This window comes from Sphingomonas sp. GW821-FHT02B09 (genome assembly GCF_059421875.1).
The window spans coordinates 1,341,952-1,365,386 of record NZ_JBWKVV010000002.1 but is presented as its reverse complement, the minus strand read 5'-3'; the positions used below and the strand labels follow the sequence as shown (position 1 = coordinate 1,365,386).

At 64.5% G+C, this 23,435-nt stretch carries 22 protein-coding genes and 1 pseudogene; 10 read left to right on the top strand and 13 right to left on the bottom strand.

The window, feature by feature from the left end; translation table 11 throughout:
• Positions 1-186: 186 nt before the first annotated feature.
• Positions 187-1,672 (top strand): annotated as a pseudogene (istA, locus tag AC07U4_RS14445) (IS21 family transposase).
• A gap of 14 nt (positions 1,673-1,686) precedes the next feature.
• Positions 1,687-2,520, top strand: a complete 834-nt coding sequence (gene istB, locus AC07U4_RS14440) for an IS21-like element helper ATPase IstB (protein WP_495195875.1) — start codon at positions 1,687-1,689, stop codon at positions 2,518-2,520.
• Between the two features lie 563 nt (positions 2,521-3,083).
• Here the strand turns inward: istB and AC07U4_RS14435 are convergent.
• From AC07U4_RS14435 to AC07U4_RS14415, 5 genes are all read right to left on the bottom strand, one after another.
• Positions 3,084-3,452 (bottom strand): response regulator, encoded by a 369-nt coding sequence (locus AC07U4_RS14435; protein ID WP_495195831.1) that lies wholly within the window; start codon positions 3,450-3,452, stop codon positions 3,084-3,086.
• 40 nt (positions 3,453-3,492) lie between these two features.
• Positions 3,493-4,875 carry a sensor histidine kinase gene (locus tag AC07U4_RS14430; protein WP_495195830.1) on the bottom strand — a complete coding sequence of 461 codons (1,383 nt, stop codon included), beginning with the start codon at positions 4,873-4,875 and terminating at the stop codon, positions 3,493-3,495.
• Between the two features lie 135 nt (positions 4,876-5,010).
• Entirely contained in the window at positions 5,011-5,163 is a 153-nt protein-coding gene (locus AC07U4_RS14425; RefSeq protein WP_495195829.1) for a hypothetical protein, read from the bottom strand.
• Positions 5,164-5,342: 179 nt separating this feature from the next.
• Positions 5,343-6,488 (bottom strand): GGDEF domain-containing protein, encoded by a 1,146-nt coding sequence (locus tag AC07U4_RS14420; RefSeq protein WP_495195828.1) that lies wholly within the window; start codon positions 6,486-6,488, stop codon positions 5,343-5,345.
• A 151-nt stretch (positions 6,489-6,639) separates the two neighbouring features.
• The gene (locus AC07U4_RS14415; RefSeq protein WP_495195827.1) at positions 6,640-8,439 is read right to left on the bottom strand and encodes a putative bifunctional diguanylate cyclase/phosphodiesterase; all 1,800 of its coding nucleotides are present in this window, start codon (positions 8,437-8,439) and stop codon (positions 6,640-6,642) included.
• 289 nt (positions 8,440-8,728) lie between these two features.
• Here AC07U4_RS14415 and AC07U4_RS14410 point away from each other — a divergent pair, with 289 nt between their 5' ends.
• Positions 8,729-8,932: a hypothetical protein gene (locus tag AC07U4_RS14410; RefSeq protein WP_495195826.1), complete on the top strand. Its 204-nt coding sequence runs from the start codon at positions 8,729-8,731 to the stop codon at positions 8,930-8,932.
• Positions 8,933-8,942: 10 nt separating this feature from the next.
• On the opposite strand, the gene AC07U4_RS14405 is transcribed toward AC07U4_RS14410, so the two are convergent.
• The 3 genes from AC07U4_RS14405 to AC07U4_RS14395 all read right to left on the bottom strand — a co-directional run bounded on the left by AC07U4_RS14405 (position 8,943) and on the right by AC07U4_RS14395 (position 11,420).
• On the bottom strand, positions 8,943-9,272 hold the full coding sequence (locus tag AC07U4_RS14405) for a MarR family transcriptional regulator (RefSeq protein ID WP_495195825.1): 330 nt from the start codon (positions 9,270-9,272) through the stop codon (positions 8,943-8,945).
• 89 nt (positions 9,273-9,361) lie between these two features.
• Positions 9,362-10,186, bottom strand: coding sequence for a hypothetical protein (locus tag AC07U4_RS14400; RefSeq protein ID WP_495195824.1), 825 nt, complete (start codon positions 10,184-10,186; stop codon positions 9,362-9,364).
• Between the two features lie 535 nt (positions 10,187-10,721).
• The gene (locus AC07U4_RS14395; protein ID WP_495195823.1) at positions 10,722-11,420 is read right to left on the bottom strand and encodes a hypothetical protein; all 699 of its coding nucleotides are present in this window, start codon (positions 11,418-11,420) and stop codon (positions 10,722-10,724) included.
• A 1,132-nt stretch (positions 11,421-12,552) separates the two neighbouring features.
• On the opposite strand from AC07U4_RS14395, the gene AC07U4_RS14390 reads away from it, so the two are divergent.
• On the top strand, positions 12,553-13,137 hold the full coding sequence (locus AC07U4_RS14390) for a hypothetical protein (protein ID WP_495195822.1): 585 nt from the start codon (positions 12,553-12,555) through the stop codon (positions 13,135-13,137).
• 23 nt (positions 13,138-13,160) lie between these two features.
• The gene (locus AC07U4_RS14385; RefSeq protein WP_495195821.1) at positions 13,161-13,811 is read left to right on the top strand and encodes a hypothetical protein; all 651 of its coding nucleotides are present in this window, start codon (positions 13,161-13,163) and stop codon (positions 13,809-13,811) included.
• Positions 13,812-13,892: 81 nt separating this feature from the next.
• Here AC07U4_RS14385 and AC07U4_RS14380 read toward each other — a convergent pair whose 3' ends face one another.
• The 5 genes from AC07U4_RS14380 to AC07U4_RS14360 all read right to left on the bottom strand — a co-directional run bounded on the left by AC07U4_RS14380 (position 13,893) and on the right by AC07U4_RS14360 (position 17,197).
• Entirely contained in the window at positions 13,893-14,420 is a 528-nt protein-coding gene (locus AC07U4_RS14380) for a hypothetical protein (RefSeq protein WP_495195820.1), read from the bottom strand.
• 13 nt (positions 14,421-14,433) lie between these two features.
• On the bottom strand, positions 14,434-15,288 hold the full coding sequence (locus tag AC07U4_RS14375) for a hypothetical protein (RefSeq protein ID WP_495195819.1): 855 nt from the start codon (positions 15,286-15,288) through the stop codon (positions 14,434-14,436).
• The gene (locus tag AC07U4_RS14370; protein WP_495195818.1) at positions 15,285-15,869 is read right to left on the bottom strand and encodes a hypothetical protein; all 585 of its coding nucleotides are present in this window, start codon (positions 15,867-15,869) and stop codon (positions 15,285-15,287) included. Before AC07U4_RS14370 ends, AC07U4_RS14375 begins: the two co-directional genes overlap by 4 nt.
• Positions 15,869-16,393 (bottom strand): hypothetical protein, encoded by a 525-nt coding sequence (locus AC07U4_RS14365; protein ID WP_495195817.1) that lies wholly within the window; start codon positions 16,391-16,393, stop codon positions 15,869-15,871. Before AC07U4_RS14365 ends, AC07U4_RS14370 begins: the two co-directional genes overlap by 1 nt.
• A 165-nt stretch (positions 16,394-16,558) precedes the next feature.
• On the bottom strand, positions 16,559-17,197 hold the full coding sequence (locus AC07U4_RS14360) for a hypothetical protein (protein ID WP_495195816.1): 639 nt from the start codon (positions 17,195-17,197) through the stop codon (positions 16,559-16,561).
• A 72-nt stretch (positions 17,198-17,269) separates the two neighbouring features.
• Between AC07U4_RS14360 and AC07U4_RS14355 the strand changes: the two genes are divergently transcribed.
• From AC07U4_RS14355 to AC07U4_RS14335, 5 genes are all read left to right on the top strand, one after another.
• A complete protein-coding gene (locus tag AC07U4_RS14355; protein WP_495195815.1) occupies positions 17,270-17,812 on the top strand; it encodes a hypothetical protein in 543 nt (180 codons plus the stop codon).
• Between the two features lie 252 nt (positions 17,813-18,064).
• Positions 18,065-18,988: a hypothetical protein gene (locus AC07U4_RS14350; protein WP_495195814.1), complete on the top strand. Its 924-nt coding sequence runs from the start codon at positions 18,065-18,067 to the stop codon at positions 18,986-18,988.
• A 10-nt stretch (positions 18,989-18,998) separates the two neighbouring features.
• Complete coding sequence (locus AC07U4_RS14345) at positions 18,999-19,814, top strand: hypothetical protein (RefSeq protein ID WP_495195813.1); 816 nt, start codon at positions 18,999-19,001, stop codon at positions 19,812-19,814.
• Between the two features lie 16 nt (positions 19,815-19,830).
• Positions 19,831-22,239, top strand: coding sequence for a TnsB C-terminal domain-containing protein (locus tag AC07U4_RS14340; RefSeq protein WP_495195812.1), 2,409 nt, complete (start codon positions 19,831-19,833; stop codon positions 22,237-22,239).
• Positions 22,236-23,432, top strand: coding sequence for a TniB family NTP-binding protein (locus tag AC07U4_RS14335; protein WP_495195811.1), 1,197 nt, complete (start codon positions 22,236-22,238; stop codon positions 23,430-23,432). The genes AC07U4_RS14340 and AC07U4_RS14335 overlap by 4 nt, the downstream gene beginning before the upstream one ends.
• Positions 23,433-23,435 lie beyond the last annotated feature (3 nt).

Here is a 23,435-nt window from a genome sequence, read left to right as displayed (position 1 = left end):
GGAGGGATGCGGAAAGCGCAGCAACGTCGCCGCGACTGCGGTCGCTCGCGAACTGGTAGGATTCATCTGGGCCACGGCTGTGAAGGGCGGTGACAAACCCGGCCACGGTACCGCCGGCACAGTGCTGGCGGGGGCGGAGTAAAATCCGGCCAGTGGTTAAGCTGCCCGTTTTTCGGGGCGGCGGGGATGTTTGTCGTGGAGAGCTACGCAGCAGTCAGGCGGTTCGTATTCGTCGAGGGCCATAGTCGCCGCGAGGCAGCAAGCGTGTTCGGGCTGAGCCGGGACACGGTCCGCAAGATGTGCCTGTATTCGGCGCCACCAGGATACCGACGGACGAAGCCTCCGACCAAGCCGAAGCTGGGGGCGCTGCTGCCTGTCATCGACGCAATCCTGGATGCGGACCGGGAGGCGCCGGGTAAGCAGCAGCATACGGCCAAACGGATCTTCGAGCGGCTGCGCGACGAGCATGGCTATACGGGCGGCTACACGATGGTGAAGGACCATGTGCGGCTATGCCGCGCGCGCAGCCGCGAAACGTTCGTGCCGCTGGCACACCCGCCGGGGCATGCGCAGGTCGACTTTGGTGGCGGTCGCGGTGGTCGGCGGGGAGCGGATGAAGATCCACTATTTCTGCATGTCGTTGCCACAGTCCGATGCGTGCTTCGTCAAGGCGTACCCTCGTGAGACGACGGAAGCGTTTCTCGACGGGCACGTGTCGGCGTTCGCGTTCTTCGGGGGTGTGCCGCTGTCCGTCCTTTACGACAACACGACCATCGCCGTGGCCAAGATCTGTGGCGACGGGACGCGCGAGCGCACCCGTGCCTTCACCGAACTGGTCAGCCATTATCTGTTCCGGGATCGCTTCGGCCGCCCGGCACGGGGCAATGACAAGGGCAAGGTCGAGGGGCTGGTGAAGTTCGCGCGCAACAACTTCATGGTGCCCGTGCCGGTGGTCGCGAGCTTCGATGATCTCAACACCGGGCTCGAGCGGCGCTGCCGTGGGCGGCAGGACGAGCATGCCGGTCGTCACGCCGACACCATCGGCGAGCGGCTGGTCGCTGACATGGCCGCGTTACAGCCTCTGCCGGCCGTGCCGCTGGAGCCATGCGAGAAACGGGCCGGGCGCGTGTCATCCACGGCGCTGGTGCGCTACCGGACCAACGACTATTCGGTGCCGACCGCGTATGGCTTTCGCGACGTGGTGGTGAAAGGCTTCGTTGACGAGGTCGTCATCCTCTGTGCGGGCGAGGAGATCGCCCGGCACGCGCGCTGCTACGGCGAAGGCGTGTTCGTCTCCAACCCGCTGCACTATCTGGCGCTTATCGAGACCAAGCCCGGTGCGCTCGACCAGGCAGCCGCCCTGCAGGACTGGAACCTGCCGGACATCTTCCAGCACCTGCGCCACCTGCTCGAAGCCCGGATGGGCAACAAGGGCAAACGCGAGTTCATTCAGGTGCTGCGACTGCTGGAAGCCATGCCGCTTCCCATCGTCACGGACGCAGTGACCGAGGCGATCCAGTTGGGGGCGCCCGGCTTCGACGCGGTCAAGCTCATCGCGCTGGCGCGTATCGAGCGCCGTCCGCCCCGGCTCGATCTGGTGGCGTATCCACACGTGCCCAAGATGGACGTGAAGACGACGCGCGCGGCCGACTATGCGGTACTGGCGGCATGACGGGCAAGGATGCCATGCCGAGGGGCACGACCGCTGGCACGCCGCGGGTACTTCTCGCCCACCATCTCAAACAGCTCAAGTTGCCGACCGTGCTGCGCGAATATGGGAAAGTGGCGCGCGAATGCGCGCAGGGCGGCATCGACCACCCGCGCTACCTGCTGCGGCTCGTCGAGCTGGAACTTCTCGACCGCGAGCGCCGGACCATCGAGCGGCGGATCCGTGCGGCGCGCTTCCCGGCGGTGAAGAACTTCGACACCTTCGACTTCACTGCCATCCCCAGTCTCAACCGGATGATGGTGCTCGAGCTTGCCCGCTGCGAATACATCCTGCGACGCGAGAACGTCATCGCGCTCGGCAACAGCGGCACCGGCAAGACCCATGTCGCCCTGGCGCTCGGCCTGGCGGCTTGCCAGAAGGGCTTTACGGTCGCCTTCACCACCGCGGCCTCGCTGGTGAACCAGCTGATGGAGGCACGCGATGAGCGTCGCCTCCTCAAGCTCCAGCGGGAAATGGCAGCGGTAAAGCTGCTCGTCGTCGACGAACTCGGCTACGTCCCGTTGTCGCCGACCGGGGCAGAACTGCTCTTCGAGGTGCTGTCGCAACGCTACGAGCGCGGCTCGACCATCATCACCTCCAACCTGCCCTTTGAAGACTGGACGCAGGTGCTCGCCTCCGAACGGCTGACTGGCGCGCTGCTCGACCGGCTGACCCACCATGCCACCATCCTGACGATGAACGGCGACAGCTACCGCCTCAAACACTCCACCGGACGCCGACGCCGCGCGGCGGAGCAAAACCAGGCCAGTGATATGGTCGACCCGGACACCAGTGAAATCCTGTCACCCTGACCGCCACACCAGAGGCAGCAACGATATGAGAAGGGCCCCGATCGGGGCCCTTCTCATATCGTCAGCACACGCCTCGACCGGCCGGCTTTTACTCCGCCACGGTGGCCGACTTTTGCTCCGCCGTTGACAGTCGTCCGCAGTCGTCAGCTTTATCGTCACCTTTATATCTGCGATCGGGATCGTAGGGTTACGAACAGGCTGAAGCCCAGGCCCGCCAGAAGTGAGAGCATGGTCCAGGCAGTTAGAAACGCGATGACTTTCATTGTTCCTCTCGAGCACTTTAGGGTCACATGCGCCGCTCCATCGCTGATAATTATCGCGATAAATAGTGAGAGTGCCTTACATATCAGGCACAAAGACCAAGGGCGATCTAGGACTGTCCCGCTCCGGGATCCGTCAGCATCGTTATGACGGGGTCGTTTCGGCCGGCCGACCCTGACGAGGCTCTGTTGGCACCGACGCCCGGCACTTGCCCTTCAGTTCGAAGACTTCGCGCACTCTACCCCCTTGGCCGTCATTGTCCTCGTAGCAGGATAGTGGCATGACGCCGGGCTACCCGACGGTCAGGCGACCAACTCCTCGATAAGTCTCGCGACATGCTCGCCGCGGTACGGTTTGGGAACGAAACTGCCTCCTTCCGGAAGATCCGACGTATGCACTTCCACCGCGCCGGACGTCACGATGACGACGACGTCCGGACGGCGCTCGTTGACCATGCGGGCGAGCTCCACGCCATCGAACCGGCCCGGCATGTTGACGTCGGTGAAGACGGCTCCGATGTCAGGACGCTGGCCGAGCCGAACGAGCGCATGTTCGACGTCGTAGGCGTCGACCACCTCGAAGCCCGCGTCCTCCAGGCACTGCATTGCGTCCATCATGATGATAGGCTCGTCCTCGACGACCAGGACAACGGTTTTGGCTCTGCTCGGCATGGCGTCTTCAACCTGTCGCCGTCTGCGCGGTTCCGAAGATCTACAGCGATCGAAGCTGGCGTGCGTCGGCCTCGACGGTCCAGCGGAGGCCGTCGGGCGGATACAGGAGCTCGCTGCGGCCGCCGAACGTCCGCCCCATCGTGTCGATGAGCCTGGTCCCGAAGCCTTTTCGGGAAGGAGGGACGACTGGCGGCCCGTCCCGCTCCTGCCATGTCAGCACGACACGCTCGGACCCTTCGACAGTCTCTATCCGCCACCCTATTTCCACTCGACCATCCGGCACGGACAGCGCACCGTATTTGAGTGCGTTAGTGGCGAGCTCGTGCATCACCAGCGTCATCGAAAGGGCGGCGCGGGCGCCGACTTCGACCGGACAGCCGTCGATAGCGAGACGGTCGGGATCCGCGACCGTTTCGAGTGCAGCCTGAACGACGTGGGCGAGATCTCCTGCCTTCCAGTCGCGGCGTGTCAGAAGGTCCTGCGCCCGCACCAGCGCCTCGAAGCGACTGAGCACGCTCTCCTTGGCCTCGGCAAGCGTCGATGCCGACCGAAGCGACTGATGCACGATGGCCTGCACCATCGCGATGGTGTTCTTCATTCGATGAGCGAGCTCGCCGATCAGGAGCGCTTGGTGCTCGATGGCCCGTTCACGCTCCTCGACGTCGACGATGACGCTGATCGCCCCGGCGATCCCGCCGGCGGGATCGAGCAGTGGGACCGAACTGATCTCGGTACGCAGGCGACTGCCGTCCGGGCGTTCTACGAGGAAGGGCGCGGCCCGCGTCTCGATGCCCCGAGTGATTGCGTCGACCTGCGGATATTGAACGAGAGCGTAGCTCGATCCGTCCTCGTGTATCGCCCCTGCACTCAGGTATCGCTCGAGGCCGCCGATCGAAATGTCCCTGCCGAGCAGCACTCGCATCTGTTCGTTGATCAACACCGACTCGCCGTTACTTCCAGCCAGCGACAGTCCGACGGGAGCGTTCTCAATCACGGCCCGCAGCGTCGTCTGGCTTGCGTCGTTCTGCGCCTCTAGATGTGAGTTGCGGGCGAACGCCGCTCGGAGCTCGGCGCCGAGGACCGCGATCCCGGATGCCACGAGCAGGAACATGGCGGTTCCCGTCCATTGGGGTCCGCTAAGCCATAGGTGCTCCGCGCGATGGCCTATCGAGGCCGCGGCGACAGCTGCCGACAGGACGGCGGTGTGAAGGCCGAGCTGGCGCCCGAACAGCAGTCCCATCATGAGGACGACAGGTATGAACAGCAGCCATGGCACGATGGCGGAGACCACGACCGCCCGGAAGAGCCCCACTGCGAGCACCGCCCCTATGGCGCTGCAATACTGGGTCGGCTTCTTGGTGGGATGCCGCAGAGCCCACGAAAGCAGGCGATCCAGAAGGGGTAGAGCGTCCGTCTGCTTCATGGCTCCGTTCCTTCGTTCGCGTTGAAGGCGGACTCACGGAAGAAGCGATGCTTCTCCGCATCCGTGAACCATCCCGAGGGAGCGACATGTCGCAACATGCGCAGCAAGACTTGTAGCACTATCGGTGCTGCCAGATCACAGCGGAAAGCCTCGCCGCAGCATCTCGGCGGCGACTGCCTTCGCTTCGTCGTCGTCGGGAGTTCCGCGTGTGAGAGAATAGGCGGCGAGCATCTGCTTGTCGGTCCAGGTCGCGAGAACTTGAGGATCGGTCGTTACCCAGCGGATCATGCAGACGTGATACCAGCAGGCCGGTCTTCACCGCAAGCCGAAGTCATCTTGCGGCCGCCCAATCTATGTTGGGCACCTCGATTATTGAGAAAGCTGGTGGCAAGACCGGCGGAGGGCGTGGTCCCACGCTGACGCGGCTATCTTCTAGACCGATCGGCTCCGCTAGACGCAAGGTTCTGCTAGAAGCCGTGATGCATCTGATCCCGGCCGTTCGCCTTCGCGAGATAGGCTCGCGCATCGGCTCTGTCGAACAGTGACGCCAGCGTATCCCCCGTCTTCAGCTCGGCGATCCCGCCGCTGACGGTGACGGGCGGGAGATGGTCGCCCAGCGTGCTGGTGGCCTTGCGTATGCCTTCCGCGGCGAGGGCCGCGCCACGCATGGTGGTGCGTTCGAGCAGTATCGCGAACTCCTCGCCGCCCGTCCGGGCGACGACCGCGGATGGCGGCACAGAGGATGTCAGAGCGTCGGCGAACGCGCGAAGCACGGCGTCCCCGGTGGCATGGCCGAAAACGTCGTTCACCTGCTTGAAGTGATCGAGATCGAGGAGGATGACGGCCAGAGGCTCTACGGACTGTGCTGCGCGCCCGACCAGCGAGAATGCCCGACGTTCTAGGCCACGACGGTTGAAGACGCCCGTCAGGGGGTCCGTCTCGGCGTCCCTGATGGATCCATCCAGCACCGATCGGACGATGATCAGGAGGATCACGAGCCCCGACATGACGATCATGATCCCGCCCAATGCCTGCGACAAGAGGGCGTAGGAGCTTGCGACGTAGTCCTTGGCGGTGGCGCCGGCCCCGAACGCGGCCGCGAAGAAGGGCTTCGTCGAAAAGTACGTCGACATGGCACCGAAGACGATCGCCAGCGTCAGCCAGAGACCGTCGTGGGTTCGACGGGCGCTTCTTGCACATGTCCACGAGCACAGCAGGAAGGTCGCGAGGAATGGGGCCTGGAAGACGAGACCAAAGCCGAGCGTGCTCCTCGGACCATTCCAGATTGCCGCGCGACAACATGTGCCGCAGATCGCCAGTGCGATGACGATCGGCCGTCTGATCGGCGTCCCGGCAAGCGCCGCGACGCCGATCAGCGTCACCAGCGCGGACGCGAGAAGGCTGGCGTAGCTCGTCGCCTTCAGCGCTTCCACGTGTTCCGTGAACCTGATGCCGAGCTCGCTCAATGGTGCCAGCATGCCTAATAGATACGTCGCACAGAACAGGCCTGCCGACCGTTGGCTGGGATAGGACAGCCGGATCACCGCGAACGTGGTGGCGAAGAGGAGGGCTACGCAGACGTTGACGATGAGAGCGTATACGGCGCCGTTCATCGGGTCGCCTCCACAAGTCGAGCGGGCCCGTCGCACGCAGGGATCCCTTCGCTCGGGCATGGCAGAGCAGAAGCCCTGCTCGATGCGATCGATATATCGTGCGTCGACATCAAGGGTGCCGTTGTGGAAGGCCGTATGACAGCTCCGTCGATCAACCGGCGTTGCTCATTTGCGACGTGCCACGGCCATCTAAAAATGAATAACCATGGCGTTTAAAAAAACGATCGAAAGCGTCGGTTTCGAGCGGCGGGGAGTATAGGTAGCCTTGAACCTCCTCGCATCCGAAGGAATGAAGCAGCGAAGCGGCCGCGAGGGTCTCCACGCCTTCCGCGACGACGCGGTATCCGAGGCGGTGCGCCAGTCCCACCATGGTTTCCATCAGGTCGCGCTCGGCCGGAGACTCTGCGACGAGGCGGCGGACGAAGGATTGGTCGATCTTTACCACGTGCATGGGGAGGCGCTGCAGATAGGCGAGACTGCTGTGTCCGGTGCCGAAATCGTCGATCGCCAGGCGGACGCCCGTCGCGGCGAGGGATCCGATGACTTCGAGCGCCCGCTCAGGGCTCTGCATGATCGCGCTTTCCGTCAGCTCCAGTTCGAGGTCGCCAGGGACCAGTCCCCGACGCAGCAGGCTATCCTGGAGATGCTCCGGCAGATCTGCTTCGCTGAGATTGGCAGCGGACATGTTGACGGAGAGCGTCAGGTCAAGCCCGCTGGCTCGCCATTTCGACAGCTGATCGAGGGAGGTTTCGATCACCCATCGCGTCATCGGTCGCGCGAGCGACGTCTGTTCGACGATCGGGATGAACTCGGCAGGTGGTATGTCGCCCACGGTCGGATGCCGCCAGCGAAGAAGCGCTTCCGCGCCGATGCAGCTGCCGGTCTTCAGGTCGATGCGCGGCTGGTAGACCAGCCTGAGCTGGTCGACCGAAGTCAAGGCGCCAGCCAGATCCTTCACGATCATGTATTGGCGGCGCTGAGCGGCATCGTTGACGGGAGAGTAGATCGCCACGATGCCATCGGCGCCCCTGGCGTCCTGGGCGGCGGTGGCGGCGCCGCGTAGCACGTCGTCGGCTGGGACCTCGCCGAGCATGAAGGGTCTGACGCCGATCGCCACGCTCGTGACGAACCGGACCGAGGAAGACGACCTCAGCTCGGCGAACGAGGCTTCCAGAAGGCGGACGTATGATGCCTCGTCTCCCCCCGAGAGAGAGACGAAGGCGAACTGCGTGTTGCCCACATGGTAGGGCGTTCGATCCGGACCCAGCGCCCGGCGCATGGCCGCGGCGGCTTCTACGATCAGATCGTCCACCCTTTCCGCCCCGAGGGCACGGACGATCCTGCCGATCTGGTCGTCCCGGGCGAGATCGACCAAGACGGCGAAGCGCGGCTCGCCCGGCCTGTCGCGAGCAAGATCGACCAGATCGTCGCGGAACTGGTTCCGGTTGGGTAGCCCGCTCACCGGGTCGATGCGTCCGAACGCGTACTGCAATTCAATCTGCGCCATGACCATGGCGGCCAGATCGGTAAGCGCCTCGAGTTCCTCGTCGGTTGCCTTTCGAGGCTCCATGCCGAGGACGCATAGCGCGCCCAGCCCATGGCCGTCCTTCGTCACCAGCGGAACGCCGGCGTAGAAGCGGGCCCCTCCACGACCGAGGACGCTGTCCGCGAAGCGGGGATCGGTACGGAGATCCTCGATCACCAGTGGGCAAGTCGACTCGGCCACCGCAGCGCAGGGCGCCCCGTCGCGAGGGATGCATATATGCTCCACGCCTACGCGTGACTTGAACCACTGCCTGTCCTGGTCGGTCAGCGAGACGGCGGCGATGGGCAGATCGAATATGCGGCTTGCCATCCGAGTAATGCGATCAAAGCTCTCACTCGGCGGCGTATCGAGTAGCCCGAGTTGATGAAGTGCATCTAGCCGCGCCGCTTCAATATGGTGTGTCACGTCTGCCCCTTCCGTCTGCGGTGTAGGGCATGATCGTTAACGAGTCGGGTATTGTGTCCGATTCGACCGCTCAGCCAGACATGCTCGTCGCCGACCAGGCGAGGAAGCGGGCCAAGGCGCGCAGCAAGAGGACTTACGTTTCGAGAGCGGAGCCCGATAGTCGTAGAGTTGTTGCGCGCCTGAACGAGTGTCGTGCAGATGTTCGTCGGAAAATGCCGCCTCAATTTTGTTGAAGTGTTAACTACGATGCGACATAAGGGTTTCCGGCGATTGCCCGGAGTGCAGCCCGATGGCTTACGGCTTACCGACCGAAGACGCGATGAAGTCCGCCCGGCGCGGCGTCGATCCGAGACTTTCGACGGTCCGTCTGCTGCTCATGCAGGCGCTCGTGATGGCCGATGGGATCGACGGCACCGTATCCTCGCTAGTCGCCTGCAGCATCTCCCTGGCGATCCAACAGCTGGACGATCCAGCCCATTATGGTCGCCGCTGACGGCTCCAGCCTATCGGCAAGTCGCGAGATACTCGCTCATCAGCGACGTCCCGGTCGCGGATAGAGCCACATGGTTCGTACGCTTGTCATGGAGCACCTCGTGATACTCGACGTATCCGGTTCTCTTCATCTCCTCGACGTGCCGAAGTCCCGTCGTCCGGGGAGCTCCCGTCCCTATGCAGGCCTCGCCGACCGTCACGTTCCTGTCCTTGTGGATGAAAAGGAAGAGCAGCAGATCCCATGAGGGTTCGTATAGCCGCGCGCCCTTGAACACCTCCGCCCGCCGACGACGCTCCTGGTACAGCCGCATGGCAACGGCAGTCTCGTCGTAGATCACCATGACTCGCTCCCGTCGACCGCCGCGCTGTTCTATCCGTTTCGGACTGTGTAGCAAGTGCGGAGCGAAGTCGCTGACCGAGAATCGCTCTATCAGGCCTGGCGATCGTCCGCGTCCTGCGCGGCACCGATCGTCTCGAGGCGGCGCAGAACCTCCTCGCCGATCTTCTTTTCGGCCGCGTCCCGCTCCGCCTGCGGCATGGCCTTGATGTCATTCTCCGTGATCTTCATGTCCTTGAGGACGTCGCGACGTATGCGCTGCGCCGGGGTCAGCGACGCCTCCTTGGTGAAGGCGGCGATGGCATCCTTCATCTTCGAGTCCATCTCCGCCGCAGTCGGCGCTCTGGGCGCAGTGGGATAGTTCTGGTCGAAGGTGATGGGCATGTCGGATGCGCTCTGCAGCCTGGTCAGCGTCGCGATGGCGTTTCGCTGCTGGAAGGCCACGCTCATCCCGCCGGCGCTCTTCTCGTTCTCGCCGGCCTGCTGATGGAGATAGGCGAAGAAGTTCACCGGCGTGTCGGTGGTCGAGGCCTCAGCCGCAAGATCAAGCGCCCCCGCGATGCCAGCCGGCCGCACGATCCCACCGGCGATCAGCGCGCCGCCGACGATCGACATCTGTCGGGGCGTTATGGCCGTGAAGTCGTAGACACCCGCAGGCAGTCCCTGAACGATGCTGACCTGATGAGCCGCTCCAACATATGTGGAGGCTGAGGCAGGGTCGTCAGCGCGGAGCGACAGATCGAAATTCGCTACTGCGCTCCGAGCCTCAAAGACGGTGGAACCGCCGCCCTCGGACGCCGTGTCGGGTCCGACTGCGGCGCCGCGTAGCAATTTCGTGAATGAAGATGCGCTACCTGCGAAGGCTTTCTGAAGGATCGCACCGGATTGCGAAGTGGTCGTGGCGGCTTTGACTTCCATGCCGCTTCGCTACGCCTATCCTGTATCGAAACAATTAATTCGACGATCGGAGGGTGTGCGGTCTCAGGTCAGATCGATGCACGTACAGCAGAACACGGTCTATCCCATTGCAACTGTAGGCTACGAGCGCCCAATGCCGGGATGCGCCGAGCAGCGACGTATGTTCGGTCCGTTCTGGCCGATCTTGTGCAATGACCGACGAATAGCAATACCGCGATTCCGTTCCTACAGTTGGAAGATTCCAGACGGAGTAGAGTACGACAAGCGCGAAGATGTACGCGCTTGCGGAGGCTGGGGTAGTGATCGCATGCGCCACGACGACGTCGTCGGTGGACCAGCTGAGCGGCGGGATCGCGCAGGACAACCTCCCGGCTCAGGGAATGCAACAGATCCTTTACGGTCGGATGCCTAGTCGAGGTCGATGCATAGTTACCGTAGATTCTTCCACTTCGCAGGCCCCATGCTGGCCATTCTGGCTGTTCCGTTTGTGACGGTCTCGGCTGATGCCTGCACTGCCCCCACCTCGCTGCGAATTTCACACGATCTGCAGAATATGCATCCACCAGAGGGTGAGTGCTGCGCACGCGGCGATCGACAGGCGGGTTGCGCAGCGCCCCCACCGCAGGCCAACCAGCATCACGGTGGCGATGTTGACGGTGAGAAGAAGAAGGTTGAGCGCGATAACGAGGAGGCGCCTTGGATACTGCCGCTCATCACGAGCGTCGCTGTCGCGCTCGTCGCTCTCTTCAGCGCGATCACCGCCCTGTTCGTAGGGCGATCGGCGCACGGCCAGACAGTTGGTCGGCTCGCACTCTCGCCCATCCGCGTAGACGTCGCTGGACACCGTCTTCTCGTTCGGATTCGCAACACCGGAGCGTCGAGCCTTTTCTCCGTCCGTATCGAGGGCGCCTGTCGTGCCGGCGGGCGACTTTCCGATTTCCAGGCCTTGCTCCTGGAGGAACTGGCCGGTGGTGCGGATATGACCAGAGCGGTTCCTCTCGTGGCCGGAAATCGCCACGTCTCCGCCTTGGCAGATGGTCCCGGCGGTCGAGCCGACGTCGTGCTGCGGGCATCGTACACGGATCATGGCGACCGCAGCAGGAACGAGAAGCGGGACTATGCGGGGGTCGGCAACGCCTTCCGTCTGCTGCGCTCCGGCACCCGTCTGCGCTGGAACAGCCTTGGCTGATGGACCATGCGCCAAGGTTAGGGCGATCAGAATTTCTTGGATCAAGCTCGTTCTCCCGAGTTCTCTGCTTTCGTGGATGGCGACGGGTGTGCGGCACGGCGACTGGAAGGGCGCGCGGGCGATGCCGCGAAATGTGCGAACGAGGGCGAGATCGGACCGGCCTGCCTTCGCCGGGCTGGCGTACGCCGTTCGCCGAGGCACTCCCCGCCCGCATGCAGGTGGCGGGCGAGGATCTGGCAGGCAGCCGCGATGACGCTGTCTCATGAGGGGCTCGGTCCGGACACCGACGTCGACGAAGCCCCGCCCCCTGCCGGGTGCGTCGGAGATCATCCGCCGGAACGGCATGTCTGCATGGGCGTGGGACAAGTCGCAGACGGCAAGCAGGGCGCGAGCAGCATGAGTACGCTGATCTTGACGTTGATCAGGTCGGGGCCGTCGTGGATGCCGGTTACCCGTGCGCGGTGGCGGTCCGGCGGCGCACGCGCCAGCACGCGTCCAGCATCAGGTAGCCGCCAGATGCCTCCGGCCCGGCTACGTACCCATGGGTATCGACAATCTTCTGGGCGGGCGTGATCCCGCCAGTAGCGGAGCATAGTGTCGGAGGCGATCAATGCGCGGGAGAGGTCAGCTCCCGCCGCCGTCCGGCACCACGCATCGGCGTGGAAGCTGACGGTTAAGCCGTTTGAACAGGCATCGCAGAGTTCTGTGGGCTACGGGGACGTTGCCCTCGCGTGACCGCCCCACCATCCATTCAATCGCGCGAAGGAATGCATTGCGCGGTGCTTCCGCCATTTCTTCGAGGGCAAGGTCTGTTTGAGCGGCATGAGCCGTCATGCTCGCGTGGCGTGGTGCTGGTGATGCGCAGGCGACGTCCGCCGGTACACCATACTCGTTCGTCGCCACCCTCGGGTAGGCCGACGGGCAAGCGCGAGGGCAGAGTCAGGACCGGCCCGGCCGACGCGAGCGCCAGGATCAGGAATATGTGGCCATATTCCGCAGGAGAGGCCGGGGTGCCGATGGTTACCAGCTGATCCATCCTAAAAAACCTTCGCCATCCAGAAACTAGCGACCTATATTCACCGGTGCACGGGACGCAGTTCTCGGGCCGGGGCGTGGAAACCCTGAAAATTGGAAGTCGGTCGAAAGACCAGCGACGGTCGAAGAGCTCTTCGGCCGGGTGGCGGTGACGTATGTCCAGACCACCCGGTTAAAGGTTTCCGCGCCTGTTCCAATTCAGGTTTCCAACGCCCGGCTCAGGGGGCCGGCATCCCGTTCCACGGGATGCCGCCGCCTGGGGCGGCGTCCTTCCATCACGGAGGGCGACGATGACTGGAAATCAGGCTGGACACATGAACGCGATGGCCGAGACGGCCGCTACGAAGGGATCGACGCCGGCCTCCGGGGCCTGAGCGTGCCGGTACAGACGGTACCCTTCGTCCCGATCTTCATCCTCGGCGGCTTCTTCCTGATCGCCCCGGGCATGGTCGTGACGCTATTCACCAACAGCGATCCGCTCGGTGCGGCGGTGTGCGTCGCCACCGCGATCGCGGCGATGGTCCGCCCCACCGCGTCCTGGATCCTCTACGCCGTGCTGTGCTCGCTCCGGACCGTGCCCTTCATTGTGGGCGCGCTGACGGCGGTCGCGATGACGATCGGGCTCGCACAGCACGGCCTCCCCTACCTGATCGCCTACCTCGTCATCGGCGGCGTGGCGCAGCTGCGCATCCGCTCGCTGCGGCAATCAGGCGAGATCGACATCTGAAAGGAATAGCGATGATGCACTTGATGGCGCTCGCCCTCGCGGCGGCGCAGCCGGCAGCCTCCGGCCGGATCGGCGTGGACGCGGTCGCGACGCAGACGACGAAGGGCAGCCCAGCCACCTTCGATCTCGCCGGCTTCCGCCTCGGGATGACCGAGGCCGAGGCGGAACGTGTCCTGAAGGAGCGCGGCATGACGGTGAGGCGCCGGACACGCGCGGTCACCTTCGAGGATCGCGTCCGTCAGGCCGTCAACCTGCGCGGCGGCAGGCTGCCGCTGAAGGGCGGCAGTGTCCTGGACAACGCCGACATCGACGACGGAAAGGGCGGCAAGGTCATGATCCGCATGCTCGGATGGCCGGACGGTGCACGGGTCCGCAGCATCACCTATCTCGTGCCCGCAGGCACCGAACCCGCTGCCTGGCGCATGCTGCTGGTGGGCAAGTACGGTCCGCCGTCCAGGGATAGCGGGACCATCGACGGCGAGGGCCTGCATGCGCGATGGTGTGGTCAGGCAGCGTGTCTCGGCGAGGGCGGCGTCTTCCGGCTCTCGGCCGACGTGAATGCGCGCGAAGGTACGATCTCGCTGTCGCAGCCGGAGGGTACCGCAGGCCGGGTCTCGGACCTTGTCGAGCAGGAGGCGACGAAACGCAGCCCTCGCGGCGCACCGGCGCTGTAGGAGGGGTTCTACGCCTACGGCAAGAGCAGTATTACGCGCCATAGCCTGATCGTCATCAGGCGCCGAGGCGCCTGGAAGGCGCTACGGTTGGACATGCCGTTGCGGGGCTTCGACCATAGGCATGGTGACGTGGATGCAGATGCCGAGGGTCGGCATGGTCGTGATCGCGTTCAGGGGTGTGATCCGGGTGGCCCTGATCGGGATGGTGTCGAGCATCTCGTGCGTCAGGATGCGGGCCAGCGGGACGCCGTCGCCGACGTCGATCGCGGGCAGCAGCATGCCGAAAGCATGGAATATCCTGAGCGGATGATGGAAGTAGATACTTCGACCGATGCGGATCATGCGCCGCAGTCCTTCGGGTGGCAGATAGGCCTGTATCTCGATCTCACGATCGGCAGAGCGAATGGCCTCGTCTTGCCAGATCGAGCCCTGCCTGAGCCGATCCAGTAATCCCTCGATGCTGGTGTCCGTCGCCTCCAGAGCGCCGACGAGAACGGCCGGCAGCTCGACGCGCCCGCCAGCACTTGGAGTCTGGGGATCGAAAGCGAGGCCGGGGGTGACCGCCGCGACGGAAGCGTCGCGGCGATCGTCGAAGGTACGACGGGTCATCGGGTACGCGCCGTCACGGGCGGTACGGGATCGCGAGCGGCATTCCCGTCTGCGGTCGGCCGGCCGGCGGCGTGGACATGGTGTCGCCCACGACGATCAGTGCCAGCAGGTGCTGCGTGAGGGCATGCGGTCCCTTCTTCCCGACCAGATCCCCCCAGTGCGACCAGCGATCGAGACGGTCGTGCATCCACCGGTGCAGGCGGTCGCGGCTGTTGGCGTCCGGGCAGGCAAAGCTCCAGATGGTGCGGGCCATGGGGATGGGATCGTCGAGATCGCGATGCAGCAGCGCGACGAGGTGCTGGCCGAACCGGTCCTCCCGCACCATAGCGTACGGAAAGCGCCGGAGCGCGGCCTCGGCGGCATCGAAGGCCTCGCGATCGCACTCGGTCGTCGATCCCTGCTCGCCGAAGAACCTCAACGCATCCTTGCCGATCGCGACGGCGGCGAGTTCAGGCGATCTGGTCGCGACGAGCATTCTGATGACGGAGGCGCCTTCGGCGCTCACCTTCGCGTCGAACGGGATGCGCATCTTGTCTCCGAGTTCGACCAGCCCGGTCGACAGGATCCAGTACGTCCACAGCCGATAGAACCGATCGTTGCCAAAGGCCGCCGCCGACATCTCGACCGGGCCGACGATGCCGCGCGACCGGGATGCCAGCACGGCGAGCAGCAGTTCGAGTCCCTCCTCGACGATGACGGGGTTGTCGAGGCTCATGCCGAGCCGGCCGGCCCAGAGCGCCTCGCGCATGTTTCGCCATTCTCGCCCATGCTCGTCGACGATGACCGTTCCGCCGTCCGGCCTGCCGACCGCGCGCATCCACCAGCCCCAGGCCAGGGCACCGTCATGCGCGATGTTCTGCGCGATCATCGCCGATCTCCCTCGGCTTCGAGGTCTTGGAGGTTCGACGCGAGGATGGTGCAGCGGGTGAAGAGCTCGCCAACCGAACGATATTCCTGCGCGATGCCGAGGCGCTGGGCCCTCGCCGCGTGCTGCTGGTTGTCGGGGATGAGGTCGGTGATGCTGTTGCATCTGGTGCCGAGCCACCACACGTTGTCGTGGGTCGACCCCGTGGGGACATGGCAGATCGACCGGTCCTCCGGGCCGTTCTGGTCACACGGCGCCGAGTAGTCGAGACCCCCAGGCACGTCGACGAGACTGGCCGGGATCGCCTTCGCTTCCCATCCGTACAGCGGATGACTTTCCGGCAGGCCGACGAAGAAGGCGAGATGGCCTCCGTTCCGCTCGCGCCTGATGATGCAGGGGTACCCAGTATGCGGATCGGTCCACGCGATCTTGTCCGCCTCAGCCCGCCACGGTCCCGCTGCGGCGGGCTGCACCGCCGGGACGCGGTAGGCGACATCGACCGGCTGTCCCTCAACGACGATGTCGGAGCTTGCGGATGAGCCTTTTGAAGTCTTGGCGGTGCGCTTGAGGGGGAAGTCGCGCATCATTCCTCTCCCTCGCTGCCATCGAAGGCCGTAGCGTCCTTCGGCGTCCATGCCGGCATCCACTCGACCGACGCCATGGTGGTGCGGTTGAGCAGTACGCCACGTTCCCCCAGCCAGGTCGCGGCCGTGGCGAGACGAGCGGCGGGGTTCATCGTCGTGTAGGGTTGGGACAAAAGATTCAGCAGCGTCACCAGTCCCAGCGGATCGAGGATGTTGGCGCTGAGCGCCGCGGCGCTTCCGGCGATCTCCGCGCAGAGGCCGAGCTGCATCCCGTCGAGTTGCATGTAGAAGAAGGCGAGCTCGTTCCAGGCCCTGGCGCGCTCCTCTTCCATGGCGGTCGTAAGCTCGTCGATCAGACGGGCGGGCGCGAGACGGGAGACGGCGGCGATCGAAGCGACCGCCGCCTCGACGATGTCGGCGTTCTCGGCAAACTCCTCGGCGGCAAGCGTGCGCCACCAGCAGAGGGGCGCGGAGTGGTAGCGATCGTGGGCGTTCAGCTCACGTTCGAGGGCATGATTGTACATCGGCAGAGCTCCGCTGCTGCGGCGCCGGAGTGGCGTCGGTTTCTGGATGAGGACCACAGAGGGTCCGGACAGCAGAACGAGGCAGAACCAGAAAAGACTCCTTGTCCCTAGGATTTTCTGGATATGGGCATGAGGCTTTCCGGATGGGGCGCGGGCGATGGCGTCCTACGTCTCGGTGTCGCCCCGCCGTGCAGGAGCGATCAGTCGCCAGCGATGGCTCTCATGCACGATAAGTCCCGCACGCTTCAATCGGCTCAGCAGGGGGCTGATGACATTGACCGGCACGTCGGTTCCGTAGATCCTCGCAAGTTCATCGCTGATCGACTGCAGCCTGATGCCCGACGTCCTCGCCTCAAGAATGCGTATGACGCGGTCCTTCATGCTGCCCGCCGCCCCCGTCGCGGATAGCGGCGTCTCGACAGGGAGTATCGCCCAGGTGCCGCCTCGATCGACGATCCTGCCCTGATCGACGAGCGACTTCAGCGTGTCGTCGAGCGCGCTGGGGGCACCTTCCCGGCCGAACCTGCTCTTCCAGATCTGCTTGAGATGGTACCTCGTCGTTCCTGCGGCTCCAGCCTTGTATATCTCGAGGAGCATGATGTCCTCGTAGGCGACGATCGACATGGTGGCGGGCATGACGTCTACCGTGACGTCGGTGAGGGCAGCCAGCCTGCGCACTGCCTCCTTACGTTTCCGCACATGCTCGTCGATCTCGCTGAGCTTGGTATCTATGCGCTTCGTCTCGGCGACGATCGCCTTCGCGGCGTCGACGATGGCGTCGCCTTCTCGCTGACCATCTGACATTCTCATCCTCCTTCGCTTCAGGAAAAACTATAAAACCTTGCAACAGGTGAGGCTTTGATGCATTGAGCCTCCATGGCACGCGAATCCTCACCACCCGCCGGCATGGTCACGCTCGATATCGATGCTGAGATCGCAGCCCTCGAGACTGCGAATGATCACGATCGTAAGCTGTTGGCTGACGCGACGGCTCGGATCGCCGTGCGTGAGGAGAACATGGCATTCCTCCGCGGCATCCGGACGAGGGTCACTGGCGGTACCGTCCTGATCACGGTGTCAGATACCGATGCATCGACCGCTACGTCGGTGCGCTCCGAGAGAGCCGGATCGAAGAAGGCCACGGGACCGAAACTGACCCAGAAATACCGGTCGCTGCGCATCATGGCCGATGCGGGCGAGGACGGACTGATGGCCATCGAGATGATCAATATCTCAAAGGAGCGCTTCCCGGGCGCCAGCGAGATCGAGCGCACCTCGCTATCGCCGCTTCTCGCCAAGATGGCAGCATCGTCAGAGGATCGTGCCCCTCTCGTCCTTCACCACAAGGACGTGGGCCGCTGGAGCATCACTACTGCCGGAAGGAAGGAACTGAAGCGTCTGGAGGACGGTGTCGAATGACCTGTCCGCCGTTCGCCACCGCTCCCCCCTAGGGACATCTGTCGCAGCTTCGTCACGCGTGCCTAAGGCTGGGCCACGGAATTTCTACGTCGCGATGGGCGAGAGGATTTTTAGGATAAGATAAATATAACTCATCCTGAAACTAAGTCCTGTCACGCTGCGTTAGCGTGATTCCTGTTCTGTTCCAATGTCCGACCTGACGACGCGCGACCCACCGTTGCGCGAATGACCCCTCATGCCTGGAGAAAATTCATGAACGCCACTGCCGCGCAGAACCTCGTGCATCCGTATGTCGAGGACCTCCCCTCGCACCTCGCGCTCCTCCCGTCCGACATCAGACAGAACGACGGTTCCTTCCGCATCCGGGGCATGAACACGGGGCGTCTGCTGGTGCATCGGTCGGCCCTGCTCGTCAGCGCGGTGGCGGATCTCGAGTGGAACCAGGGCCTCCGTGATGTAGTGTCGGTGGACGACGTACTAGCACAGGGTGGCCCGGGCTGGTCGGAGGAAGTCCTCTCGTGCATCGACGGAGATCTCGCGCCCGATCTGCTGGTCCAGGTGACGGTGGGTGGTAGCACGAAGATCCAGGCGGTGACGGTCTGCACCGAGCAGGAGAAGGCCGGCAGCCTTCTCGACGGCTCCGTGCAGACCACGTGGGCAGCCTATCGCGCGCACGGTCTGTTGTGGGGACTGATCACTGACAGACACCTGGACTTTCACCGGGTGTCCAACGCCGCATGGCTGTGCCGCGCGGTCGAACGAGGCGCACCCTTCGCCGCCCTGCATGCGGTGCGCTCGTCTCTCGCCGATGCTGGAAGGCACGAAACCATCGCCGACGTGCTCGGCCGTGCGGCCCTCGCAGCCGGCGTGCCGGTGACCACCGCTGCAGACGCGTTGGGATGCCAGATCGCCTCGCGGCAGGTGGCCGTCAGCATCGACAATGGGGTGATCCGGTCGGATCTCAGTCCCGGTAGCTGTGGGGAGCGGGCCGACGACGTTTCCGCAGCGTGGCTGCATGAGATGCAGCCCGTCTCTTCGGCACGACTCGGAGCGTCCCTGAACGTCGACTGGGCACGGTCGGCGGCGCCGGCGCGCTCGTGGTCGCGCCGCCATGATCGGGCGGGAGCGGAGCGTCGCGACGTTCGTCGGTGGAGCCGCCCGGATCGGTACGTCTGAGGACGATGCAATGGTTGCGTCCGCGTCCGGTCTGATTGCGAACCGCACCGATACGTCGGTGCGGCCTTCTCGTCGCCTTTTCCAGCGCGTCCTCGATGGCGTGGAGACGATAAGGTTCGGGACGCGGATCGCGCGGTTCACCGTCTTTCAGCACGGCGGCCATCAGCGTCCGGTCATCACGCGCGGATCCAAGCACTCCCGTTTCCGCTTCACATCCCGCAAGACGGGACTGACGCAGCTCGGGGAAGGCAAAGGCGAGGAGTTCCTCGCCTATTGGAACGAGGTTGATGGTCACGTCGGGGACTATCAGTGCCACCCGGGGCAGTTCGAGATTTCGCGTCCCGGCGATGTGTTCAGATACCGGCCCGACGCGCTGCGGCAGTTCGTCGACGGGACGATCGAGCTGATCGAGGTAAAGCGCAGCCCGGCTGATCTGGATGCCGACCTCCGGGACAGGCTCGCGGATGTGAAAGAGGTCTCGCGCCGCTGCGGCTGGCGGTTTCGCGTTCTCTATGACGAGGACGTCTTCGGCATCGAACCCAGGCTCCGCAGGCGGAATGTCGAAGGCATCTTCAGCCGCCGCGGTCTCTTGCTCTCTCCGTTCCAGGAAAACGTCGCCTTGAGGGTGGTCGGTCGCGGCAGCCCCGTCGCGTGGGACCAGCTGGGCGAGCAGCTTGCCCCTGGCGATCCCCTAGATGCGTATGCCGCGATCGAGTGCCTTCTGGCTCGCGGCCTGTTCGTCACCGATCTGGACAGCCGACTGGGCGGCAATGCGCGACTGACCCCTGTGCGCGTGCGCCTGGATCCATCGGAGATCCGGCTGTGATCAGTAGGCGAGCGATATGAGCACGAGCTGGAATGTAGCCATCGAGGCGGGCGATCCGGTCGAGATCGACGGCGTTCCCTACTTCTTCGAGCGGGTGGATCCGGATGGGGCGGTGACGCTCCGCGCGCCCGCCGGATCGTCGAAGCCCGACTTCATGGTGGCTGACCGAAACGGCTTTCCTCGCAAGCCGTCCTGCGACGAGATCGGTGCGCTGATGCGTGAAAACCGGTTCGTCGTCCGTAACAGGCCGCTCGGAACCGCGGCGCGTGAGTACGCGCGTCAGCAGGAATGGGACGCACGGCAGGCACGCAAGGTCGATTCGTCCTGCACGTTCCGGACGGCGATCCTGCGCCGCTATGATTCGGCACCGTGTAGCAAGTCGGATCGGAAGCTGACCGAATTCATGACCGAGGCGCTCAGCGATGAGGCCATCTCCTCGTTGCCCGGCGCCCGGGCGATGTCGCCGTCCGCATTGCGCGAGTGGCTGCGCGAGCGCGGCGAGTCCGGACGGCGCAAGGAGCGCGACGGCATCTCGATGACCGGCAGGATGCCCAAGGTGCGCAAGCTCGAGCACCCGCTCGAGATTCTGCGGTACTGGTCGATCCGGGCGACCAGCGTGCGTGGCGACGTGCGCAAGAACTATGACCGCTACGACGCGGAGATCACGAGGATCAACGAGGGTGGGCAACCCAGTCGCTTCCTTCTCGTCGATCCAGACAGCGATAGCGTGGAGATCGGAAACATCCCTGCAGAATACCCTCGCCCCGAGCGCCCCTACACCGCCATCTCGTACACGTCGTTCTGGCGGCTGTGCCGGGAGCTGCAGAACAAGAAGAGCTACGAACTGAAAACAACGACGCGGGCCGGCTATGCTCGCTACGGTGGCGGCGGCGTCAGTGACCTGCCGACCCATGTCGGGGCCCTGTGCTGGATCGACGACACGCCCGTACCCAAGGTGTTCTTCGTCGACGGCGAGACCGGAATTCCCATCGGCGACGCCGTCTTGACGCTGATGCTGGAGGACAAGACGCGCGTCGTTCCGGGGTATGATCTCAGCCCTGGCGCCGGCTCGACCGCGACGCTGCTGCGTACCGTGCTCAGCGCCAACTCCCCCAAGGACGTGCCCGAACACCTGCTCGAGATCGACGAGAACCTGCCGTGGCTGCGGCTGCGCTCCGATCGCATCGGTTTCGACAATTCGATGGCCCAGCATGGACGGTCAGCCGAAGACAACCTTGCCGACGCATACATCGGTACTCGCTTCGTCGGCGCCGACATGCCGCGCGACAAGAGCCACATGGAGCGAGTGATCGGAACGTTCCTCGATCTCGTGTTCAATCACATGGAGGATGCCAGCTACGACATAGCCCGGATGCGCCTCTATGGCTTCGATCCGAAACGTCATGTTCTCTGCTCGATCCAGACCGGACGACGCCTGCTCGCGCTTGCGGTGATGACCTATAACGTCACCCGGAATAAAGCACTGGACCAGCGTCAGCCTGCCCTGGTGTGGAAAAAGGAACTCGGCCACCGGAAGCTACCCGTCATCGAGGACGTGGACAGGTTCGCCCGGGAGATCGGCCGGGTCTACGACGAGAACGTGACGCTGACGCCTGCCGGGATCGAGAAGTTCTATCGGCGTTACACGGCCGGTGCGCAGAAGATGAAGGAGGTGATCCAGGACTTCGAGTCGGCTCGTCGTGTGCCCGCCGGCGACATCACCCCGAAGCAGAAGCGGCGTACCCGTGACGACCGCAGGAAACTGTCGTTCGCGGTCAAGATCCGTGTCGACGACGAGAACATCGGGCGCATGCAGGTCTGGAATCCGCACGCGAAGACCGGCGCCGAATGGGTCACGTTCCACTGCACCGATCCCGCTGCCGACGGGATGCCACTATGGCTGCATGAGCGATGCCTGGAGTTCGCCGAGCGCGAGGCGATGGAGTATTGCACGCCCAAGCAGCAGGCGGTCGTCAGGGCGAGGCTGTTCGAGGAGATCGCGAACGTCGACGCTGCGGCCGCGGAACGCGAACGCTCTACCCTCGCCAAGGCGATCGACAATCCCCGCGTGAGGCATACGTTCGGACAGTACGTCGAGGTTGTGGACGAACCCGTCGGGCGGTTCCCGCCGCCACCGCCCGAACGGTTCGCCCCGGCACTGAACGAGTCCGCTGCGCCGATCCGCAAGGACGCGGCCATCAGGACGCCGCGTTCGGCTTCGAAGTCGACGAACGAGCCGGAGCGGATGAAGCGCAAGGCGCCATCGACTGCGCCAGCGCCAGCTCACCGGCGTTCCAGCCGCAGGCAGATTTCCCGAGACGAAGATCCGCGCGACGCCGGATCTCCACGCCAGTCGGCCGACATGGCCGACCAGCGAGCGCCACGACGCGCCCGTTCCACCCGCCTCAATTGGGGAGACGTATGATGTCGTATTCCGTTGGAAAGAATGCTTCGCAGAAGCCCGGCCGGGCCTCGGCGGGACACAAGCCCCGCCGTGAGCTGCGGCACGACAAGACCCGCCGCGATACGCGCGACGCCGGCATGCCGATCGGAGGGACCCCGGCCGACACGGCCTTTGGGGAAGCGGTCCCGAGCGATCTGAACCCGCTCACGTCCATCGACCATGATCCGGCGGAACTGCCGGTCGTTCAGGATGCCGAGGAGGGGCAGGTCGCCCTGTCGGAAGAGATGCGGGACGCATTTCGCCGCTTCCGCGCCAGCCCGATCGGGTCCCGTTCCGCCAAGGTGGCGCGCGCCATGTCCCAGCTGATGCGGATCCGCCTGCCGTATCCCCGTCAGATCGAGGCCATGGCCGAATTCGAGGAACTGCGCCTGCTCGGCCTGGACATGCGCGGCGAGCAGCAGCTCGGGGTCACCATCTTCGAGCGCACCGGCTGCGGCAAGTCCACCGCCGCGGCTCAGTACAAGGCGATGCTGCTGTCGGAATGCGCACCGGGAACGCTGCCGGTGGTCCATGCCCGGCTCGGCACGAGCGGGTCCGCACGTGACCTCTACGTGTCCATCATGTCGGAACTCGGTGACGGCTTCGCCATGTCGGGCACCGAACACACCCTGCGCCGTCGGGCGATGGTTGCCATGGACGCGGCGGGGGTGGAGCTGCTGGTGATCGACGAGACGCATCACGGTGGCCGCAAGACCGGCTTCGGCAGCGAGATCACTGCGGAACTGAAGATCATGCTTGACACCGGCAAGGTTCCGATCGTGCTGCTTGGAACGGAGGAGGCGGTTCCCATCGTCGGAGCCGATAGGGAACTGTCCGGTCGCCTGTTCTCGCCGTGCCGGATGGGTCCGCTCGACGTGAACGATGACGAGGACTGGGATCTCTGGTGCGGGTTCCTGGAGGCTCTCGACGCTCGCATGGTGTCTGACGGCATCGTTGCGGCGCCCGCCGGCTTGGATAAGGAGGACGTGGCGATCGCGCTCGGCGAGGTCTGCGACGGCATCGTGGGGCAGGTGATGCGCGTGATGCTCATGGCGCTGCGCGAGGCGACCCGCGACCACCGCGGCGTCATCACCATCGCCGATCTCCGGACCGCCGTGGATCAGTGGTCGATCGAACTCGGCTTCGCCAAGTCCAATCCGTTCGAAGGGGCCTGATCG

What these genes read in the sequence shown, in the direction of transcription:
- AC07U4_RS14375 (WP_495195819.1), bottom strand. Translation starts at nt 15,288, where the DNA reads ATGATCGCGCAGAACATCGCGCATGACGGTGCCCTGGCCTGGGGCTGG.
- AC07U4_RS14335 (WP_495195811.1), top strand. Translation starts at nt 22,236, where the DNA reads ATGATGTCGTATTCCGTTGGAAAGAATGCTTCGCAGAAGCCCGGCCGG.
- AC07U4_RS14370 (WP_495195818.1), bottom strand. Translation starts at nt 15,869, where the DNA reads ATGCGCGACTTCCCCCTCAAGCGCACCGCCAAGACTTCAAAAGGCTCA.
- istB (WP_495195875.1), top strand. Translation starts at nt 1,687, where the DNA reads ATGCCGAGGGGCACGACCGCTGGCACGCCGCGGGTACTTCTCGCCCAC.
- AC07U4_RS14430 (WP_495195830.1), bottom strand. Translation starts at nt 4,875, where the DNA reads ATGAAGCAGACGGACGCTCTACCCCTTCTGGATCGCCTGCTTTCGTGG.
- AC07U4_RS14365 (WP_495195817.1), bottom strand. Translation starts at nt 16,393, where the DNA reads ATGTACAATCATGCCCTCGAACGTGAGCTGAACGCCCACGATCGCTAC.
- AC07U4_RS14345 (WP_495195813.1), top strand. Translation starts at nt 18,999, where the DNA reads ATGGTTGCGTCCGCGTCCGGTCTGATTGCGAACCGCACCGATACGTCG.
- AC07U4_RS14400 (WP_495195824.1), bottom strand. Translation starts at nt 10,186, where the DNA reads ATGGAAGTCAAAGCCGCCACGACCACTTCGCAATCCGGTGCGATCCTT.
- AC07U4_RS14380 (WP_495195820.1), bottom strand. Translation starts at nt 14,420, where the DNA reads ATGACCCGTCGTACCTTCGACGATCGCCGCGACGCTTCCGTCGCGGCG.
- AC07U4_RS14350 (WP_495195814.1), top strand. Translation starts at nt 18,065, where the DNA reads ATGAACGCCACTGCCGCGCAGAACCTCGTGCATCCGTATGTCGAGGAC.
- AC07U4_RS14420 (WP_495195828.1), bottom strand. Translation starts at nt 6,488, where the DNA reads ATGAACGGCGCCGTATACGCTCTCATCGTCAACGTCTGCGTAGCCCTC.
- AC07U4_RS14340 (WP_495195812.1), top strand. Translation starts at nt 19,831, where the DNA reads ATGAGCACGAGCTGGAATGTAGCCATCGAGGCGGGCGATCCGGTCGAG.
- AC07U4_RS14425 (WP_495195829.1), bottom strand. Translation starts at nt 5,163, where the DNA reads ATGATCCGCTGGGTAACGACCGATCCTCAAGTTCTCGCGACCTGGACC.
- AC07U4_RS14355 (WP_495195815.1), top strand. Translation starts at nt 17,270, where the DNA reads ATGGCACGCGAATCCTCACCACCCGCCGGCATGGTCACGCTCGATATC.
- AC07U4_RS14385 (WP_495195821.1), top strand. Translation starts at nt 13,161, where the DNA reads ATGGCGCTCGCCCTCGCGGCGGCGCAGCCGGCAGCCTCCGGCCGGATC.
- AC07U4_RS14435 (WP_495195831.1), bottom strand. Translation starts at nt 3,452, where the DNA reads ATGCCGAGCAGAGCCAAAACCGTTGTCCTGGTCGTCGAGGACGAGCCT.
- AC07U4_RS14410 (WP_495195826.1), top strand. Translation starts at nt 8,729, where the DNA reads ATGGCTTACGGCTTACCGACCGAAGACGCGATGAAGTCCGCCCGGCGC.
- AC07U4_RS14405 (WP_495195825.1), bottom strand. Translation starts at nt 9,272, where the DNA reads ATGGTGATCTACGACGAGACTGCCGTTGCCATGCGGCTGTACCAGGAG.
- AC07U4_RS14360 (WP_495195816.1), bottom strand. Translation starts at nt 17,197, where the DNA reads ATGTCAGATGGTCAGCGAGAAGGCGACGCCATCGTCGACGCCGCGAAG.